This window comes from Sphingopyxis sp. CCNWLW2 (genome assembly GCF_037095755.1).
Lineage (GTDB): Bacteria > Pseudomonadota > Alphaproteobacteria > Sphingomonadales > Sphingomonadaceae > Sphingopyxis.
In genome coordinates, this window is the sequence record NZ_JBAWKJ010000001.1 from 1,519,731 (window position 1) to 1,536,914 (window position 17,184).

The 17,184-nt window shown below is 66.1% G+C and carries 17 protein-coding genes; 5 read left to right on the forward strand and 12 right to left on the reverse strand.

Translation table 11 applies throughout. The annotated features are described in order from the left end of the window. Window positions 1-10 precede the first annotated feature (10 nt). On the reverse strand, window positions 11-1,588 hold the full coding sequence (locus V8J55_RS07145) for an aldehyde dehydrogenase (NADP(+)) (protein ID WP_336444963.1): 1,578 nt from the start codon (window positions 1,586-1,588) through the stop codon (window positions 11-13). A 234-nt stretch (window positions 1,589-1,822) separates the two neighbouring features. Further along, on the reverse strand, window positions 1,823-2,836 hold the full coding sequence (locus tag V8J55_RS07150; RefSeq protein WP_336444964.1) for a MipA/OmpV family protein: 1,014 nt from the start codon (window positions 2,834-2,836) through the stop codon (window positions 1,823-1,825). A gap of 200 nt (window positions 2,837-3,036) precedes the next feature. Between V8J55_RS07150 and V8J55_RS07155 the strand changes: the two genes are divergently transcribed. From V8J55_RS07155 to V8J55_RS07165, 3 genes are all read left to right on the forward strand, one after another. Further along, on the forward strand, window positions 3,037-3,270 hold the full coding sequence (locus V8J55_RS07155) for a hypothetical protein (protein ID WP_336444965.1): 234 nt from the start codon (window positions 3,037-3,039) through the stop codon (window positions 3,268-3,270). An 87-nt stretch (window positions 3,271-3,357) separates the two neighbouring features. Continuing rightward, window positions 3,358-5,286, forward strand: a complete 1,929-nt coding sequence (dxs, locus tag V8J55_RS07160) for a 1-deoxy-D-xylulose-5-phosphate synthase (protein WP_336444966.1) — start codon at window positions 3,358-3,360, stop codon at window positions 5,284-5,286. A 31-nt stretch (window positions 5,287-5,317) separates the two neighbouring features. Beyond that, on the forward strand, window positions 5,318-5,986 hold the full coding sequence (locus tag V8J55_RS07165) for a hypothetical protein (RefSeq protein ID WP_336444967.1): 669 nt from the start codon (window positions 5,318-5,320) through the stop codon (window positions 5,984-5,986). Window positions 5,987-6,001: 15 nt separating this feature from the next. On the opposite strand, the gene V8J55_RS07170 is transcribed toward V8J55_RS07165, so the two are convergent. Next, window positions 6,002-6,436, reverse strand: coding sequence for a PaaI family thioesterase (locus V8J55_RS07170; RefSeq protein WP_037513438.1), 435 nt, complete (start codon window positions 6,434-6,436; stop codon window positions 6,002-6,004). An 89-nt stretch (window positions 6,437-6,525) separates the two neighbouring features. On the opposite strand from V8J55_RS07170, the gene V8J55_RS07175 reads away from it, so the two are divergent. Beyond that, the gene (locus V8J55_RS07175) at window positions 6,526-6,837 is read left to right on the forward strand and encodes a winged helix-turn-helix transcriptional regulator (protein ID WP_336444968.1); all 312 of its coding nucleotides are present in this window, start codon (window positions 6,526-6,528) and stop codon (window positions 6,835-6,837) included. 51 nt (window positions 6,838-6,888) lie between these two features. On the opposite strand, the gene V8J55_RS07180 is transcribed toward V8J55_RS07175, so the two are convergent. From V8J55_RS07180 to purE, 9 genes are all read right to left on the reverse strand, one after another. After that, window positions 6,889-7,308 carry a DUF3035 domain-containing protein gene (locus V8J55_RS07180; protein WP_336444969.1) on the reverse strand — a complete coding sequence of 140 codons (420 nt, stop codon included), beginning with the start codon at window positions 7,306-7,308 and terminating at the stop codon, window positions 6,889-6,891. Between the two features lie 24 nt (window positions 7,309-7,332). Beyond that, a complete protein-coding gene (gene lspA / locus V8J55_RS07185; RefSeq protein ID WP_336444970.1) occupies window positions 7,333-7,854 on the reverse strand; it encodes a signal peptidase II in 522 nt (173 codons plus the stop codon). After that, window positions 7,851-10,754, reverse strand: a complete 2,904-nt coding sequence (gene ileS / locus V8J55_RS07190; RefSeq protein ID WP_336444971.1) for an isoleucine--tRNA ligase — start codon at window positions 10,752-10,754, stop codon at window positions 7,851-7,853. Before ileS ends, lspA begins: the two co-directional genes overlap by 4 nt. Window positions 10,755-11,024: 270 nt before the next feature. Continuing rightward, window positions 11,025-12,065 (reverse strand): glycerophosphodiester phosphodiesterase family protein, encoded by a 1,041-nt coding sequence (locus V8J55_RS07195; RefSeq protein ID WP_336444972.1) that lies wholly within the window; start codon window positions 12,063-12,065, stop codon window positions 11,025-11,027. A 40-nt stretch (window positions 12,066-12,105) separates the two neighbouring features. Beyond that, window positions 12,106-13,035, reverse strand: coding sequence for a bifunctional riboflavin kinase/FAD synthetase (locus V8J55_RS07200; RefSeq protein WP_336444973.1), 930 nt, complete (start codon window positions 13,033-13,035; stop codon window positions 12,106-12,108). After that, window positions 13,032-14,264, reverse strand: coding sequence for a dipeptidase (locus tag V8J55_RS07205; protein ID WP_336444974.1), 1,233 nt, complete (start codon window positions 14,262-14,264; stop codon window positions 13,032-13,034). The genes V8J55_RS07200 and V8J55_RS07205 overlap by 4 nt, the downstream gene beginning before the upstream one ends. Before the next feature lie 4 nt (window positions 14,265-14,268). Then, entirely contained in the window at window positions 14,269-14,760 is a 492-nt protein-coding gene (locus V8J55_RS07210; protein ID WP_336444975.1) for a dihydrofolate reductase, read from the reverse strand. Beyond that, window positions 14,757-15,830 carry a 5-(carboxyamino)imidazole ribonucleotide synthase gene (locus V8J55_RS07215; RefSeq protein ID WP_336444976.1) on the reverse strand — a complete coding sequence of 358 codons (1,074 nt, stop codon included), beginning with the start codon at window positions 15,828-15,830 and terminating at the stop codon, window positions 14,757-14,759. The genes V8J55_RS07210 and V8J55_RS07215 overlap by 4 nt, the downstream gene beginning before the upstream one ends. Window positions 15,831-15,836: 6 nt before the next feature. Then, on the reverse strand, window positions 15,837-16,334 hold the full coding sequence (purE, locus tag V8J55_RS07220; RefSeq protein ID WP_336444977.1) for a 5-(carboxyamino)imidazole ribonucleotide mutase: 498 nt from the start codon (window positions 16,332-16,334) through the stop codon (window positions 15,837-15,839). Between the two features lie 194 nt (window positions 16,335-16,528). Here purE and V8J55_RS07225 point away from each other — a divergent pair, with 194 nt between their 5' ends. Next, complete coding sequence (locus V8J55_RS07225) at window positions 16,529-17,173, forward strand: GGDEF domain-containing protein (protein WP_336444978.1); 645 nt, start codon at window positions 16,529-16,531, stop codon at window positions 17,171-17,173. Window positions 17,174-17,184 lie beyond the last annotated feature (11 nt).

Below are 17,184 nucleotides of genomic sequence, written 5' to 3' on the forward strand. Positions count from 1 at the left end.
CGCTGCCTTATCAATCGCCCAAAACAAGCGCGCCGTCGATACGGCGCGCAATACCCCACGGATTGGCCGGCTTCAACGCTGCCGGAAGCAGGCTTTCGGGCAGATTCTGATAGCTGACCGGACGCAGGAAGCGCTCGATCGCGAGCGTGCCGACCGACGTGCTCCGCCCGTCCGAGGTCGACGGATAGGGTCCGCCATGGACCATCGCATGGCCCACCTCGACGCCCGTCGGCCAGCCATTGGCGAGGATGCGCCCGACCTTGCGCTCGATCAGCGGCAGCAGCCGCGAGGCGAGCGGCTCGTCGTCGGCGTCGATCTGGAGCGTCGCGGTGAGCTGCCCCTCGAGCCCGGCAATCAACGCGGCAACCTCGTCGATATCGCGGCAACGGACGATCACCGACGATGAGCCGAACACCTCGTGGCCGAGCGCGGCGTCGGCGCGGAAACCCTCGGCGTCGGTGATGAACAGCGCACCGCGCGCGGCGCAAGTCCCCGGCCCTTCGGCCCCGCGCGCGACAAGCCGTGTCGCCGAATGACGCTCGAGGGCATCGACGCCGCTCTCGAAGCTTTTGTGGATGCCCGGCGTTAGCATCGTCGCAGGCGCGATGGCCGACAGCGCGGCGCCCGCCGCCGCGGCGAAGCGGTCGAGATCGGGGCCGTCCAGCGCGATCAGCAGGCCGGGGTTGGTGCAGAATTGGCCGGCGCCCATCGTCAGCGACTGGGCGAACGCCTCGCCGAGCGCTTCGGCCCGGTTCCCGAGCGCGGCAGGGAAAAGGATGACCGGATTGATGCTGCTCATCTCGGCATACACCGGGATCGGCTCGGCGCGCGTCGCGGCGATCTGCATCAGCGCGAGCCCGCCGCCGCGCGAACCGGTGAAACCCACGGCCTTGATCCGCGGATCGGCGACGAGCGCGCCGCCGAGCGCGTTCGACGGGCCGGGCAGATAGGAGAAGACGCCTTCGTGGAGGCCCGAGCTTGCGACCGCCGCGCGGATCGCGCGTGCGACAAGCTCGCCCGTGCCGGGGTGCGCGGGGTGGCCCTTGACCACGACCGGACAGCCCGCCGCGAACGCCGACGCGGTGTCGCCCCCGGCGACCGAGAAGGCGAGCGGGAAGTTGCTGGCACCGAACACCGCGACGGGGCCGAGCGCGAGATGACGACGGCGGAGGTCGGGCCGCGGCAACGGCGCACGGTCGGGCAAGGCGGGATCGATCGTCGCGTGCAGCCAGTCGCCCGCGCGGACAAAGGCGGCGAACATGCGCAGCTGCCCCATCGTGCGGCCGCGCTCACCCTCGAGCCTTGCGCGCGGCAGGCCGCTCTCGGCCATTGCGCGTTCGATCAGATCGTCGCCGATCGCGGCAATGCCGTCGGCGATGGCTTCGAGGAAGGCCGCCCGCGCTTCGAGCGTGGTTTCGGAAAAGCTGGCGAAGGCGGCATCGGCGAGCGCGCAGGCACGGTCGACATGGCCCGCGTCCGCGGCGCCGAACGGCGGTTCGATCGTCTGTCCGGTCGACGGATCGACCGCGAGGAAGGTCTCGGTTGCACTGTCTTCGGCCGCGCCGACCAGAATCGAACCAGCTATCATTTTGGCGTCCTTCATTGTTCTTGGGGGAGAGTCTTCGGCCGGAAGGCCCGGGTCATTTCGTCGCTGCGCGCCGCCGACGCGGCGTTCGGTATCGCATCGGCGATCCGGAAGATGTCTTGAGAATCCGGGGTCAAGAAAGGCGTCTCCGCGACGATATTGTCGAGGAGCGTCTTAGTACATCGTATACGATTTTGGTCAAGTCATCGCGATTGGGCAGTCACCCTGCCGTCGGCCTCAGAACTGGTAAGCCAGGCCCCCGCCGAAGAGCCACTGGTCGGCGCTGCCGGCGTCCTTGACGATCGGCGAATCGGCGAATCGGTCGCCGAGGCGGCCATATTGCGCGCCGCCGAGCAGCACGAAACCCTTGCGAAGATCGCCCGAAAGCGCATAGGCGCCCGCCATGCCGAGCGTATATTTGCCCGCGGTCGCCTTGCGCCCGGCGCCGGTATAGACGGGAAGCCCGCTCGCGGCGCTGCCGATCGGGTCGATGTCATAATAATAGCGGCCGAAGCCCTTGCCGTAGAAGTTTACCGACGCCGACACGCCGATATAGGCGCGCTTCGACAGCGGCGTGCCGTAATCGATCGTCGGCGACGCGGCCCAGCTGCCGTGCTTGCCCGATATGTCCTTAGTCGCGACGAGGCGAAAGCCGAGCTGATCATAGGCGCTGGTGATCACGCCGGTCTTGGTGACCCCGGTGAAGAGGCCCATTTCGACCGCCATCTTGCGGTCGGGCAGCGCATCGACGCGCGGATCCTTGACGCTGCCGGTGCGGTCGCCGCGCAGGCTGATGATCGGGCCGAATTTCCAGTCGATCTTCTGGCCGCGGCGATGACGGATCAGGTCGACCTGGAAATTGGTGCCGCGCGTCGAAAAGGAAAAGCCCTCGTACCGCCCACGGAGATAGAAGGCCGGCAGAAAGCGGCGGTCGTTCGAGCCATTATAGTCGGGGGTGTTGAGCACGCCCGCCGCGACCGCGATATAGTTGCGCGACCATTTGCGCTCCGAATCATCATCGTCGTCATCGTCGGGCCGCGCCCCGGGGAGCAGGATATTCTCGTCGATATCGGTGTTCTGGAGGTAACGCGCGGCTTCGTCGTCGATCCCCGTCGCAAGGCCGGTGTCGGGGGCGGTGATATCGTAAGGCAGCGGCGCGTCTTCGGCCGCGGCGGGCGCGGCGAAAGCGACGAGAAGCGGGAGGAGGTACGCAGGGCGGGTGATGCGGAATAACGGGATCAAATCGGGCATGGTCATCCGCTCAAACATCCTATGGTGTTGCCCCTCTTTACGGGGGTGTAAGTAAACATTCCGCCATTGCAACGGCTTCGTCTTGCCGAAGGATGCATTTGGCCGCATGTGCCTTTCATGCATCAGCGCGCTTTCTCCGCTTTCATATTCCCCCGCAGTGCCATTGGTTCCGCGGCGGGCGCCCGGCAGGAGCGCGCGGCATGAGCCGCGTGCCGCGCTTCATCGGCTATGCCTTCATGGCGGCGGCGGCGGTGCTCGCGGCGGTGATGAAGAAGGAAGGCGTCGAAAGCGTGGGGCCGCTGCCCGCGGTTGTCGTCGCGCTCTTCCTCGGCATGGTCGGGGTGATGCTGGTGTTCACCGACCTGATGGTGCGCGGGCTTTATGCACAGGTCGATGCCGCGAAGGCGCGCGAGGAAGGGGAGGGCGAAGATTGATTCGGCGCCCTCGCAGGGCGAAGGATCGGCTGCCGCCCCGGTCCCTTTTCGTTCGACACCCCTCGCGCTTGGCAGTATGACCGCGCGATGACTGACCGTCCGCATACGCCGCTGCTTGACACGGTGGATGTCCCCGCCGACCTCCGCAAGCTGAAGCCCGAAGACCTCCGCCAGTTCGCCGACGAACTGCGCGCCGAGATGATCTCGGCCGTCGGGACGACCGGCGGGCATCTCGGTAGCGGGCTGGGCGTCGTCGAGCTGACGACCGCGCTCCATTATGTGTTCGACACGCCGCGCGACAAGATCGTGTGGGACGTCGGGCATCAATGCTATCCGCACAAGATCATCACGGGGCGCCGCGACCGCATCCGCACCTTGCGCACCGGCGGCGGGCTGTCGGGGTTCACCAAGCGCAGCGAGAGCGAATATGACCCGTTCGGGGCGGCGCACAGCTCGACCTCGATCAGCGCCGCATTGGGCTTCGCGATCGCGAACAAGCTGAAAGACGAACCCGGCCGCGCGATCGCGGTGATCGGCGACGGGTCGATGTCGGCGGGCATGGCTTATGAGGCGATGAACAATGCCGCGGCGGCGGGCAACCGGCTGATCGTGATCCTCAACGACAATGACATGTCGATCGCGCCGCCGGTCGGCGGGCTGTCGGCCTATCTCGCGAAGCTGGTGTCGTCGCGGCCGTTCATCGAACTGCGCGAGATCGCGCGGCGCTTTGCGCGCAAGCTGCCCGAGCCGCTGCACAAGGCGGCGAAAAAGACCGATGAGTTCGCGCGCGGCATGGCGATGGGCGGGACGCTGTTCGAGGAACTCGGCTTCTATTATGTCGGGCCGATCGACGGGCATAATCTCGAGCATCTGATCCCGGTGCTCGAAAATGTCCGCGACAGCGACCATGGCCCGGTGCTGATCCACGCCGTGACCAAAAAGGGGCATGGCTATGCCCCGGCCGAGGCCGCCGCCGACAAATATCATGGCGTCCAGAAATTCGACGTGATCACCGGCGAGCAGGCGAAGGCGCCTCCCGGGCCGCCCGCGTACCAGAATGTCTTCGGCGAGACGCTCGCGAAGCTCGCTGACACCGACAAGCGCATCGTTGCGATCACCGCCGCGATGCCGTCGGGGACGGGGGTCGACAAATTCGCCAAGGCGCATCCCGACCGGACGTTCGACGTCGGCATTGCCGAGCAGCATGCGGTGACCTTTGCGGCGGGGCTGGCGGCGCAGGGGATGCGGCCGTTCGCGGCGATCTATTCGACCTTCCTCCAGCGCGCCTATGATCAGGTCGTCCATGACGTGGCGATCCAGAATCTGCCGGTGCGCTTCGCGATCGACCGCGCTGGTTTGGTCGGCGCCGACGGGTCGACGCATGCGGGCTCGTTCGACGTCACCTACCTCGCGACCTTGCCGAACATGGTGGTGATGGCGGCGGCCGACGAGGCCGAGCTGGTCCATATGACCTATACCGCCGCCGAATATGACGCGGGGCCCATCGCCTTCCGTTATCCGCGCGGCAACGGCACCGGCGTGGCGCTGCCCGCGGTTCCCGAGAAGCTCGAAATCGGCAAAGGCCGCGTCGTGCGGTCAGGTAAGACCGTCGCGATCCTGTCGCTCGGTACGCGCCTCGCCGAGGCTTTGAAGGCGGCCGACACGCTGGAAGCACGCGGGCTGTCGACGAGTGTGATCGACCTGCGCTTCGCCAAGCCGCTCGACGAGGAACTGATCCGCAAGACGCTGAGCAGCCACGAGGTGTGCGTGACCGTCGAGGAAGGCAGCGTCGGCGGGCTCGGCGCGCATGTGCTGACGCTGGCGAGCGACGAGGGGCTGATCGACGCGGGGCTGAAGCTGCGCACGATGCGGCTGCCCGATGTCTTCCAGGACCAGGACAAGCCCGAGCTGCAATATGACGAAGCGGGGCTCAACGCGCCGCAGATCGTCGATACCGTGCTGAAGGCGCTGCGCCACAACAGCGCGGGCGTCGAGGAAGCGGGCGCGCGGGCGTAACCCGATAAGCAAGCCGGGGGCACGGGGCGGCATGAATTTCTTCAACCTCCTGCAATCGCTCGATGAGCTGCTCTACGAGGTCATGTCGTGGCTGGTCTTTTATCCGATCACGCTGTGGCGCACGCTCGTCCATCCGCTGAGGATGATGGATTATTCGGACCTCGAGCAGGGCGACACCGAGGACCAGCAATATACCGACACGCTGTCACCGCCGTTGTTCCTGCTGCTGTCGCTGATCATCGTCCACGCCGCCGAACTGGCGCTGGTCGGCACCGAAGCGGTGGTGACGAGCAAGATCGGCCTGTCGGCGCTGGTCAGCACCAACACCGACCTGATCATTCTGCGCATCGTGTCGTACAGCCTGTTCGCGGTGTTGATGGCGACGCGGCTGCTGCGTGCGCGCAAGGTCGAACTCACGCGCGAAACGCTGCGCGCTCCCTTTTACAGCCAATGCTATGTCGTCGCGCTGCTCGCGATCCTGTTCGGCGCCGCCACGATATTGATCCGGCTGGCGCATCCATGGTCGTTGATCACCGGCACGGTGCTCGCGTTCGCCGCGTTGCTGTGGTTCGGCACCTTGCAGACCGCGTGGTTCGTCCAGCATCTGAAATGCAGCCGGCTGCGTGCGTTCGGCCAGGCGTCGCGCGCGATGGTCGAAAGCATCGTCGCGGTGCTGCTGCTGTCGAACCTGTTCAGCTGAGCCAGCGTCAGGACGCTAGCCCACGGGGACGATCGTCGCCTGCGCGATGGCGCAGCGGCGCGGTTCTTCGCCGTCGCTTTCGGCCCAGACATCGGCGCGTACGATCGCCTGACGCTTTCCCGCCTTGACGACGCTGCCCCTTGCGCGCAGCCGACTGCCCTTCGCGGGGGCAAGGAAGTTGATCGTGTAGCTGCCGGTGACGACGTCGCCGATCACGCTCGACGCCGCCCATGCACAGGCGTTGTCGGCCATCAGTCCGACGATTGCGCCGTGGGCGTAGCCGTGATGCTGGGTCATGTCGGGGCGCAGCGCGAGCAGCAGTTCGGCCTCGCCATCGAAACAGCGCAAAGGTTCGACGCCAAGGAAGGCGGTGAAGCCCGACGCATCGACCGCGACGCTTTTCATATAGGCGACGGCTTCGTCGTTGCTGGCAAAGCGATGTCCGCGCATGATTCATCCCTTTAAGTCTGTTATGCAGACTTATTGCCGCTTGCATCGCGATGGCGTCAAGTCTTAAATCCAGACTTATGAAGGATTATGTGCCATCGCGTTCGCCCTGTGCCGTCGGCCGCGCATCGCGACTGCTCGGCGACCGCTGGGTGCTGCTGATCCTGCGCGAGGCTTTTCTGGGGATCGACCGGTTCGACGATTTCCTCGGCCGGCTCGACATTTCGCGCGCCGCGCTGACCTCGCGGCTTGGCTGGATGGTGGAGGCGGGGGTGCTCGAGCGCGTGCCCCCCGAAGGCAAGCGCGCGACATACCGGCTGACCCCCTCGGGGCAGGCGCTGCGCCCGACCTATGACGCGATCAAGGCGTGGGGCGACGAATGGCTGCCGCGTGGTGCAAAGTAAAACGGCCCGGGCGATGCCGGGCCGTCGATCTACTGAGGTTTCGAAGCGGACTCAGGCGGTCGGGATCGCCGCCGATGCGTCGCGGCCGTCGCCTTCGGGCGCGGCGAGGATGTCGCGGACGACGAGGCCCTTGTCGACGACCTGCGTGTCGGGGCTGCCGACCTGGCTGCGGATGCCGGGGTCGGCGCGCGCGCCGTCGGCGCTGCCGATGATCTGCGTTTCGCCGGGGCTGCGTGCCGAGGGGCCGCCGAAGAGCGCGCGCAGCGTCTGTTCGGCGGTCGATTCGCCGCCGGGGCGCGCGGTGCCGGGTGCCGGCGGGGTCAGCGCGAAATCGGGCGGCACGACGAGCGGCGCCTGACGCGACACCATCATTTCGTCGGGACGGTCGCGGCTGAACAGGCTGTTCGACCCGCAGGCCGAAAGCGTCGTGGCAAGAATCGAGGCGGCCAGGATGGCAGTGGTCCGGTTCACTATAATAACTCCTATGCGCCCCGTTTATTCGGCGGACGGTTTGGCGCCCGTGTCAGGGGCCTTTTCGCCCAAGAGCAGCGCGCGCGCAACCAGCAAAAGCACACCGATCGTGATGCACGCATCGGCGACGTTGAAGATCATAAAGGGGCGGAAATCGCCGAAATGCAGGTCGGCGAAGTCGACGACATAGCCAAAGCGCACGCGGTCGACGATATTGCCGAGCGCGCCGCCGAGGATCATCGCGAGCGCGATCACGTCGCCCTTCGCCTGTTCGCGCGTCATCCAGAAGGCGACTGCCGCGGCGACGATCCCGGTCACCGCGACGAGCGTCCATCGCGTCGTGTCGGTGCAACTCGCGAACATCGACAGCGAAATCCCGCAATTCTCCGCCCAGGTCAGGTTGAAGAAGCTGACGAGTTCGATCTGCCCCTTGGGCTCCAGCGACAGCGGGACGGTGACGACCCATTTGGTGATCTGGTCGAGGATGAAGGCAACCGCGGCGAAAATCAGGCCGAAGCGCAAATAGGGCGAACGTGTGCTGCTCATGCCGCGGTCAATACCGTGTCGCACCGATTGCACAAGCTGCCGTCGGCCTCGACCTCGGGCAGGTGGCGCCAGCAGCGGCCGCATTTGTGATTTTCGGTGCGGGTGACGGCCAGTTCGTCGCCGGCGCGCGCGACCGACACGATGAAGATTTCCTCGAGTGCCGCGGGATCGAGCGTCGGATCGGGGATCGTGACCTCGGCCTCGAGGCTCGAACGGATCGTCTTTTCGCGGCGACAGGGTTCGATCGCCTCGGTCACCGCTTCGCGCTGGGTGCGGACGCCCGCCCATTTGCTGGCGAGCGCCGGGTCGTTCCATGCGGCGTCGACGCCCGGCCATTCGAGCAGATGCACGCTGCCCGCATCGGGATTGCGCGTACCCCAGACTTCCTCGGCGGTAAACACCAGCACCGGCGCGGCGTAGCGGACGAGCGCGTGGAACAGGGTGTCGAGCACGCTGCGGTACGCGCGGCGCGTGTCGGTGCCGAGCGGCGCGGCGGGGCCGAGGTCGCAGTAGAGGACGTCCTTGCGGATGTCGAAATAGAAGGCCGACAGATCCTCGTTGCAGAAATCGGCGAGCAGGCGCGTGTAGCCGTTGAAGTCGAAGTCATCGACCGCCTGATGCATCTTCGCGTCGAGATCGGCGAGCAGGCTGAGCATATAGCGCTCAAGCTCGGGCATCGCCGAAACGTCGCTGATGCGTTCCTCTTCGGTAAAACCGTCGAGCGCGCCGAGCAGGTAGCGGAAGGTGTTGCGCAGCTTGCGATACTGGTCGGCGACGCCCTTCAGGATTTCGTCGCCGATGCGGTGATCCTCGGTGAAGTCGACGCTCAGCGCCCACAGGCGGATGATGTCGGCACCGTTGGTTTCCATCACCTTGACGGGATCGGTCGTGTTGCCGAGCGACTTCGACTGTTTGAAGCCCTTGGCGTCCATCGTGAAGCCGTGGGTCAGCACTGCCTTATACGGCGCCTTGCCGCGCGTGCCGCAGCTTTCGAGCAGCGACGACTGGAACCAGCCGCGATGCTGGTCGCTGCCTTCGAGATAGAGGTCGGCGCTGTGCGTCGAACCATCGTGGCGGACGAGCGCGGGCCATTTGCCGCTTTCGAGCACGAAGGCGTGGGTGCAGCCCGAATCGAACCAGACGTCGAGAATGTCGACGATGCGCTCATAGTCGGCCGCGTCATATTGATCGCCGAGATATTCCTGCGCGCGCGCGTCGTTCCATGCGTCGACGCCGCCCGCCTTCACCGCCGCGACGATGCGATCATTGACGATGGGGTCGTTCAGATAGTGGCCGGTCTTGCGGTCGACGAAGAGCGTGATCGGCACGCCCCACGCGCGCTGGCGGCTGAGCACCCAGTCGGGGCGGCCCTCGACCATCGATCCGATGCGGTTGCGGCCCTTGGCGGGGACGAAGCGCGTGTCGTCGATCGCCTGCATCGCCGCCTGGCGCAGCGTGGGGGCGTCGCACAGCTCTTCCTTGTGCGGATCGAGCGCGCCGCCCTCATTCTCCCAGCGCCGGTCGCTCGGCGTCTTGGGCGAGATGTGCGTCATCACCTTGTCCATCGGCACGAACCATTGCGGGGTGCAGCGATAGATGACCTTGGCTTTCGAGCGCCAGCTGTGTGGATAGCTGTGCTTGTAATCGGCCGAGGCCGCGAGCAGCGCGCCGGCTTCCTTGAGGTCCGAGCAGATCGGTCCGTCGGGGGCGTTGAACTTGGGGTTGATCACGCTTCCCTGACCGGGGAGCCAGCCCCAATCCTCGCGATATTTGCCGTCGCCCTCGACCGCGAACACGGGATCGAGCCCGTTCGCCTTGCAGAGGTCGAAATCATCCTCGCCATGGTCGGGCGACATATGGACGAGGCCGGTGCCGCTGTCGGTCGTGACGAAATCGCCCGCGAGGAAGGGACGCGGGCGTGCGAAGAAGCCGCCGAGCGCGTGCATCGGGTGGCGGGCGATGGTGCCGGCGAGGTCGGAGCCTTTGCCGCGCCAGATTATCGTGCCGTCGCGGCCGGTGCGCGCATAGAATTGCTCGAGGAGCGGTTCGGCCACCAGATATTCGCCAAGGCCATGCATCGCGTCGTCGAACAGCTTCACCGAAACATAATCGACCTCCGGCCCATAGGCCAAAGCCTGGTTGACCGGGATCGTCCAGGGGGTGGTCGTCCAGATGACCGCATAAGCCTCGACCAACTCTTCGATCGGGCTTTCGACAATCTCGAACGCGACATCGATCTGCGTCGAGACGATATCCTCATATTCGATCTCGGCTTCGGCGAGCGCGGTCTTTTCGACCGGCGACCACATCACCGGCTTGGCGCCGCGATAGAGCATGTCGTTGGCGGCGAATTTGAGCAGTTCGCGGACGATGGTGGCTTCGGCCTCATAATCCATCGTGAGGTACGGATGATCCCAGTCGCCGCCGATGCCGAGGCGCTTCAGCTGTTCGCGCTGGGTGTCGACCCAATGCTGCGCATAGGCGCGGCATTCGGCGCGGAATTCCTCGACCGGAACCTCGTCCTTGTTGAGCTTTTTCTTGCGATACTGCTCCTCGACCTTCCACTCGATCGGCAGGCCGTGACAGTCCCAGCCGGGCACGTAAGGCGCATCCTTGCCCTTCAGCGTCTGGGTGCGGACGACCATGTCCTTCAGGATATGGTTGAGCGCATGGCCGATGTGCATGTCGCCATTGGCGTAGGGCGGGCCGTCGTGGAGGATGAACTGGTCGCGGCCCTTGCGGCTTTCGCGAATCTGCCCTTCCAGATTGCCCTCGATCCATTTGGCGAGAATCAGCGGTTCCTTCTGCGGCAGGCCGGCCTTCATCGGAAAGTCGGTCTTGGGCAGGAAGACGGTGTCGCGATAATCGCGCTGTTCGGCGGCGGGCGTGCTCTCGGTCATGCGCGGCCGCTTAGCGCAGATTCGGGCAGGAGCAAACAGCGGTTTCCCTCTCCCCTTGCGGGAGAGGGCAGCGAGACTTGTGAACTTGTTCACTAGTCGCAGCGGGAGAGGGGCTGTGTGCTATCGATAGACTGCAACCCCCTCTCCCAGCTTCGCCTAGGCAGCAAGCTGCCAAGGCTCTGCAACCGGCGCGAGATCGTTCGTGCCCCCGGCACGAACTTGGATTGCCGGGGGCAATCCATCCTCGCACCCCCGCAAGGGGAGAGGGATTTACCTTTGCCGCGGGCGCAGCGCCGGGCCGAGATTGTAGATGTCGTCGATCCACACATAGCCGGTGAAGCTGGCGGGCACCTTGGTGAGCTGACCGACCTTCGACAGCCCCATGCCGCCCGTTTCGTCGCCGCGCGGACCGGTGAGGAGGACGCGCGTGCCATGCTTTGCGGCGCGGTCCTGTAGCCGGTCGGGCCAGCCCCAATAGGCCCATTGATAATCGAGCGGCACCATGATCGTGCTCCCGATGCAGCTTGGTGGATACCAGCCCGACCAGCCAAATTTGATATAATCGGTCGTGCAGCGCTTGGCGGCATCGGGGTCCATCGTCCATGCCTTGGGCGCCTTGGCGCGGATCACGTCCATCAGGCGCGCGTTGCCGAAGAAACCGAAACGCGGATCGTTGGCGTCGATACCCGCACGCGCGAAGGCGGCGAGGACGAGTTCGGCCTCCTTCGGATCGCGCGACTTGAAGTTGATGAGCAGCGAGGCGTGGCCGAGCGCGCCGAGCACTTCGTCGAGGCTGGGCATCAGGCCGACGCCCTTGCCGCGTAGCGGGAAGGTCTGGCCGCCGTCGGCGGTGTAGCCATAGCCGATATCGAGCGCCTTCAGTTCGGCCATCGTGTGGTCGCGGATTTCGCCTTTGCCGTCGGTGCGGCAATCGAGAGTCCAGTCGTGGAAGACCGCGACCTGTCCGTCCTTCGTACCCGCGACGTCGAACTTGACCATGTTCGCGTCGCGGCCGATCGCGGCCTTCATCGAGGGCAGGCTGTTTTCGATATAGTCATGCTCGGGCGCATCGATGCGCGTCGCGGTGCACGTCTCGTCGGTGACGCCCGTGTGATCGAACAGCTGCGACACGCCGCGATGCGCGATCAGCACGCGCTTGCCTTGCGCGTCGGGGGCGAGGAAGCTGGCGTTGCTGAGGGTGAACCATGCGACGAGCGCGGCGAAGGCCCAGAGGAAAATCTTGGTGCGCCGCTTCATCGGCTTTTTTGGCGGGCCTTCGAGCCCGGCGGCCCAGTCTTCGCTGTCGGTCATTGATCCCCCCAATTTCCTCTCCCGCAAGGGGAGAGGGGAATTAAATGTGCGCCAGCAGCCGCCTGGCCTCGTCGCAATCTGCCGCGATCTGCACCATCAGCGCGTCCATATCGTCGAACTTCGCCTCGGGCCGGATGAAGGCGTGGAAGGCGACGTCGATTTCCTGCCCGTAAAGATCTTCGGCGAAGTCGAAGAAATGCGGTTCGAGCAGCTCCTTCGGCGGGTCGAAGCTGGGGCGGATGCCGAGGTTCGCGGCGCCCTTGAGGATGCGGCCGTCGGGAAGGCGGCCGGTGACGGCGTAGATGCCGTAACGCGGGCGGAGATACTGCCCCATTTCGAGGTTCGCGGTCGGGAAACCGAGCAGGCGGCCGTTCTTGTCGCCGTGCTGGACGATATTGCGCACGGTGAACGGGCGGGTGAGCAGGCGCGTCGCGGCGGCGCAGTCGCCCGCCTGCAGCGCTTCGCGGATGCGGCTCGACGAGACGACTTCCTCGGCGTCGTCGACGGGGGCAACCATTTCGGTGAAGAAGCCGAGGCGGCGGGCGTGGTCGGCGAGCGTCACGACGTTGCCGCCGCGGCCCTTGCCGAAGACGAAGTCGGCGCCGGTGACGACGCCCGCGGCGCCGTAGCGATCGAGCAGCAGCTCGGTAATGAAATCCTCGGCCGTGGTCGCGGCGAGCGCCGCGTCGAACGGCAGGACGAGCATCGCGTCGGCGCCCGCCGCGGCGAACAACTCCTCCCGCTGGTCGAGCGTCGTGAGGCGGAAGGGCGGAACGTCGGGTTTGAAGAAGCGCACCGGATGCGGATCGAAGGTCGCGACGATCGCGGGGCGCCCTTCGTCCTGCGCGTGGCGGACGGCGCGGCCGACGACCGCCTGATGCCCGGCGTGGAAGCCGTCGAAATTGCCGAGCGCGATCACCCCGCCGCGCAAGGGCTCTTCGATGCGGTTGTGGCCGTCGAGGCGGATCATGGCGCCGCTGTAATGGCAGGGGGGGGCGGCGTCAGCGGCACGAGCCCCGCCTTGAGCACGCGGACCGCGTTGCCGCCCATCGCGGCGCGGATTTCGTCGTCGCTGAAGCCCGCGTCGATCAGCGCCTGCGTGACCTGGGCGAGCTTCGACGTATCGAAACGCACGGTGGTGGCGCCGTCATAATCGCTGCCGAGCGCAACATACTGGATACCGACAAGGTCGCGGACATGTTTCATCGCCTTCGCGATGCTCGCGGGCGAGGTGTCGCAGACGGCGGCATCCCAATAGCCGATGCCGATGAGGCCGCCGGTCGCAGCGACGCCCTTGATCTGCTCGTCGGAAAGGTTGCGGTTGACCTTGCACGTCGCCTGCACGCCGCCGTGGCTGGAGACGACGGGGCGGCGCGCGATCTTCAAAATGTCCGCGACGCAGGCGTTCGAGCAATGCGCGATGTCGACGATCATGCCCTTCGCCTCCATCGTTTCGACGACCTGCCGCCCGATGGGGGTGAGGCCGCCCTTCTTGAGGCCGTGCATCGATCCCGCGAGATCATTGTCGAAAAAATGGGTGAGGCCTGCCATTCGAAACCCGGCTGCGTAGAGCTTGTCGAGGTTCGCGAGCTTGCCTTCGAGGCCGTGCAGCCCCTCGATGCTGAGCATCGCGCCGACGGGCGGACGAAAAGCGCCAGAGCTTCCCTTCCATGCCTTCGCGCCGTTCGCGCGTATCAGAAGCAAGATATCGATATCGTCCGTCGTCTCGACCGTCCGTAGGCCCCTATCCGAGTTGGCTACAGCGCGGTGGAGCTTTTCGGCGTGCCAAAGCGAGCGTTCGAGCAGCGAGTTCCACGTTCGCACCGGCTGGAGCTGCGCGATCACGAGGCCGGTGATATTGTCGGTGTCCGCGCCGTTCGCGTCGTAATTCTGGCCCTTGGGCGACTTGGTCGTACTCGCGAGCACCTGCAGCGCGACATTGCCGTCCTCGAGCCGCGGCAGGTCCATATGGCCGCGCTCGGCGCGATCGAGGATGTTCCGTTTCCAGAGCAGGGTGTCGCTGTGGAGGTCGACGATCGTCAGCGTCCCGTGCAGCGCCTTCGCGCGCTCGCTGACCGTCAGGAGCGGTTTGCCGTCGATCTTGTTGGTGCTGCGTTCGAGCATGCCCGGGGCGAGCGCGAAAAAGGCGAGCGCGGCGACCGCGACAGTGAGCAATATGCCGATCAGCCAGCGACGCATCGGCCTATTTCCTTGTCAGCGTGACGAAGCTGTACGCCGGACGGCCGGCGTCGTCGGCAGGATGGTCCTCGCGAGCGGCTTCTTTCCAGTCGGCGGCGGCGGGATAGTCGATCGCCGCATCGCCCTTGGGCTCAAGCGCGACTTCTGTGAGCTCGATGCGGTCGGCGAGCGGCAGGAACAGGCGATAGATTTCGGCGCCGCCGATCACCATCACATGCGGCGCGTTGGCGAGGCGTAGCGCCTCCTCGATCGTCGCCACGGGCTCGGCGCCTTCGTCCTGCCATTCGGCATCGCGGGTGAGGACGATGTGGCGGCGGCCTTCGAGGATCGCGGGCAGGCTGTCGAAGGTCTTGCGCCCCATGATCATCGGACGGCCCATCGTGACCTGCTTGAAGCGGCGAAGGTCGGCGGGCAGGTGCCAGGGCATCTTGCCATTGGCGCCGATCACGCCGTTCGATGCGCGCGCGAGGATCAGCGTGATTTCGGGATGATTCATGCGGGAGAAGTTCCAACCCAGGTTGCATGGCCAAGCTTTCGGCCGTCGCGGACCTCGGCCTTGCCATAATGATGGACGTGACACGCGGGGTCGGCGAGCAGGTCGGGGACCGTCTCGATCCCGCCGCCGATCAGATTGTGCATGACGACGGGCAGCGCCGCGGTGGCGGTGCTGCCGAGCGGCAGGCCGGCGACGGCGCGGATGTGATTTTCGAACTGGCTGACCACCGCGCCCTCGATCGTCCAATGCCCGCTGTTGTGGACGCGCGGCGCCATCTCGTTGAAGACGGGGCCGTCGTTGCACGCGAAAAACTCGCCGGTGAGGACGCCGACATAATCAAGCTCTTCGGCGATCTTTGCCATCAGCGCGCGCGCTCCGTCCTGCTGGTCGAGCACGGCTTGCGGCGGCGGCAGCGTCGACGTCGCGAGGATGCCGCCTTCGTGGACGTTGACAGGCGAGTCCCAGAAGCGCGTTTCGCCGTCGATGCCGCGCACCAGGATGACCGAAAATTCATGCGCGAAGTCGACGAAGCCTTCGAGCACCGCGGCGTGACGGCCGATACCGTCCCATGCCGCATCGGCGTCGGCCGCGGCCATGATGCGCGCCTGTCCCTTGCCGTCATAGCCCATGCGGACGGTCTTGAGGATCGCGGGTGCGCCGATCTGTTCGAGCGCGGTGTCGAGCGCCGCGCGGTCGGGCACCGCCGCGAAAGGCGCGGGGCGGCCGCCGAGCCCGGCGACGAAATTCTTTTCGGTCAGCCGGTCCTGCGCGATTTCGAGCCCGGCGGCGCCGGGGCGTACCGCGACATGCCCCGAAAGGAAACGCACCGTGTCGACGGGCACATTTTCGAATTCATAGGTGACGACATCGCACGTCGCGGCAAAGGCGGCGAGGCGCGGCTCGTCATCCCACGCGGCCTGGCTGTGGTGCGCGGTGACTTCGGCCGCGACGCTTGTCGCGTCAGGGGCATAGATGTGGACGCGGTAGCCGAGCTGCGCCGCCGCGACCGCGAGCATGCGGCCGAGCTGGCCGCCGCCGAGGATGCCGATCGTCGAACCGGGGGAAAGCACCGGGGATCAGCCCTCGCGCACGGGGGTGGGGGCGACGCTGTTCGTCTGCGCCTCGCGCCAGGCGTCGAGTTTTTGTGCCAGATTGGCATCATTATTCGCGAGCAGCGCGGCGGCGAACAGGCCGGCGTTGGTCGCGCCCGCCTTGCCGATCGCAAAGGTCGCGACGGGGATGCCGCCGGGCATCTGGACGATCGAATAGAGGCTGTCGACGCCGCTGAGTGCCGCCGACTGGACGGGGACGCCGAGCACCGGAACGCGCGTCATCGATGCGACCATGCCGGGCAGGTGCGCGGCGCCGCCGGCGCCGGCGATGATCGCCTTCAGCCCGCGGTCTGCCGCGCTTTTGGCATAGTTTACAAGGCGGTCGGGGGTGCGGTGCGCCGAGACGATCTGCACTTCGTGCGCGATGCCGAACTCTTCGAGGATCTGGACCGCGTGCGCCATCGTCGGCCAGTCCGACTGGCTGCCCATGACGACGCCGACTTGCGGGGCGGTTTCGCCCATTTCAATCCCTCCTGCCCCGGCGTCATCGCGTGTGAATCGCCGCCGATCCCCCCTAGCGACTGCTTTGCGTGCGGGCAACGCCGCGCGATTGATGTCGCGGCGTTTACCGATTGGTATCAAGTCGGGACTAGGGTTGCCGCTCAATATCTCGCGGCATTCGGCCGGGGATCGTGGGTTGGGTTCGGGGACGTTGAATGGATAGCGTAGGGGGGGCACGGATCGCGGTCGACCAGTTCGGCACCGTCGCCGTAGACTCCATTGAGGACCAGCTGCGGGAAATACGCCGGGAACGCGACGCATTGCGCCGCGAGAACCGCGTGTTGAAGATCGCCGTCGCCGAGCTCGAACGCGTGTCCGAGCGCGATACGCTGACGCCTTTGTTCAACCGCCGCTATTTCCTGACCGCGATCCACCACCGCATGGCGCGGTTCGAGCGGCACGCCGAACGCGCCGCGGTCGTCTTTATCGACGTCAACCAGCTCAAATATATCAACGACAATTTCGGCCATGCCGCGGGCGATTTCGCGCTGCTGGAAATTGCCAAGCGGCTCGCGGGTTCGATCCGCGCGACCGACGTTGCGGCGCGCATCGGCGGCGACGAATTCGGGCTGATCCTCGACCAGTCGAGTGAGGACGGCGCGCGCGTGCAGGTCGATCGGCTGTGCGCCGTGCTGACCGCGGCGCCTGCCGAATATGACGGGCACGAAATTGCGCTGTCGGCGTGCTTCGGCGTCGCGATGCTGCAGACGGGGATGACCGAATCGGACATTTTGGCCGCCGCCGACCGCGATATGTATCGCAGCAAGCAGGGGCTGGGCGGGCTGCCCGGCCACCGCTAACCGCGCGTTAA